The sequence below is a fragment of the Peribacillus sp. P4_C12 genome, from assembly GCF_056402095.1.
In genome coordinates this window covers 1-1,429 of sequence record NZ_JBFUIB010000760.1, presented here as the reverse complement: position 1 = coordinate 1,429, position 1,429 = coordinate 1, and the positions used below count along the sequence as shown (strand labels likewise).

Below are 1,429 nucleotides of genomic sequence, written 5' to 3'. Positions count from 1 at the left end.
AATGGTAGTTGATTAATAAATATAGAGAGGACTACAATTCTTATGTCTTTACCAATCCTTCCAACGATAAGTACAGCTTTCATTGTATTAAGTGCCATCACTGTTGCAATAGGCTGGTATCAAATTAAACAGCGCAAAATCGAGACCCATAAGAAGACAATGATGGTAGCTGCGGTTTTTGCGGTAATCTTTTTCACTATCTACCTTTCACGAACAGTCTTTATTGGTAGTACGTCATTTGGTGGACCTGATGACATTAAAATTTACTATACGATTTTTTTGATTTTCCATATAACGCTTGCTACGACAGGAGCTGTTCTTGGAATTATTATGCTTACCACTGGGTTTAAAGGCAATTTTGCCATCCATAAAAAAATTGGGCCTACGACAAGTATTATTTGGTTTTTCACTGGAATCACTGGAGTAGCCGTTTATATTCTGCTTTATGTCATTTATCACGGTGGAGAAACAACATCTTTAATAAAGGCAATTCTAGGGTTTTAAAACAAAGAAAAAGCCTGGTGCAAAAAAGCATCAGGCTTTTGTTATAGGTATTTAAAAAAGAGAGAGCATCTATAGACACCCTCTTTTTTCACTGTATTTTTTGCTAAAGGCTTTTACAGGCCATTAAATTGTGTGAGTTCTTCTTTGATCTGAGCCAGGATTTTTTCACTTTGCTTCACTAATGAAGCAGGGAAGTCCTCTCCTTCGCCGTATTCAACGCCGTGTGGATAATAGTGTTTTCCTAATAGAGGAACCATTAGTTTGATGACGGCTCTGTGAGCGCCTACATCGCCTTCTGTAGCAAAGCCAAGTATTCGCAGATAGAACGTGCCTTCTTTTATTTCAAATTTACGATCGTAACTAACTCTTTCGTAATCCCATTGTTCTGCACGTATTAAACCATATTGCGGCATTAGGTCATCTAGTCGGTTTAAGTCGGCTGTGATGTTCTCGATTCCAAAGCTTTCAAATTTCACGAGTAGTACCTCCTATGTTTACATTTGAGAATTAAAATGACATACCAGGAAAATGTTATGTACATAAAATATTTAAATAATTCTCCAGTATGTTTATAATATACCATTTTATCCTATATTTTATAATAGTACGAAATGGTGGAAGTTGCAATGAACTCAAACATGGTATTTTCATCATTCACAAAAGTTACACTTTTTAATAATAAATTAAATGAAGTGGCATTCCATTGTAAATTAGAAAATTATGATTGAACAATGATATAATCAGAAAAGAAAGATGTGAGCATTGTATACATAAATTAGATAGAGAGAGGGAGTGTTCCTCTGCGCGGGTTAGGTAAGGTAACGGTATTAATTATTATCTTTTTTGTAATCGGTATTTATCTTAATATCGGCGGTGAAGATGAAGGTAATCCCCTAATTGATGGTAACAAAGGTGTTAACCCACC

At 35.2% G+C, this 1,429-nt stretch carries 2 protein-coding genes; one reads left to right on the top strand and one right to left on the bottom strand.

Annotated elements, in window-relative coordinates; genetic code table 11:
- The first annotated feature begins 42 nt into the window (after nucleotides 1-42).
- Nucleotides 43-504, top strand: a complete 462-nt coding sequence (locus tag AC1DUW_RS28720; protein ID WP_053345207.1) for a DUF420 domain-containing protein — start codon at nucleotides 43-45, stop codon at nucleotides 502-504.
- Nucleotides 505-617: 113 nt separating this feature from the next.
- Here AC1DUW_RS28720 and AC1DUW_RS28715 read toward each other — a convergent pair whose 3' ends face one another.
- Nucleotides 618-980, bottom strand: a complete 363-nt coding sequence (locus AC1DUW_RS28715) for a YugN family protein (RefSeq protein ID WP_053345208.1) — start codon at nucleotides 978-980, stop codon at nucleotides 618-620.
- Nucleotides 981-1,429 lie beyond the last annotated feature (449 nt).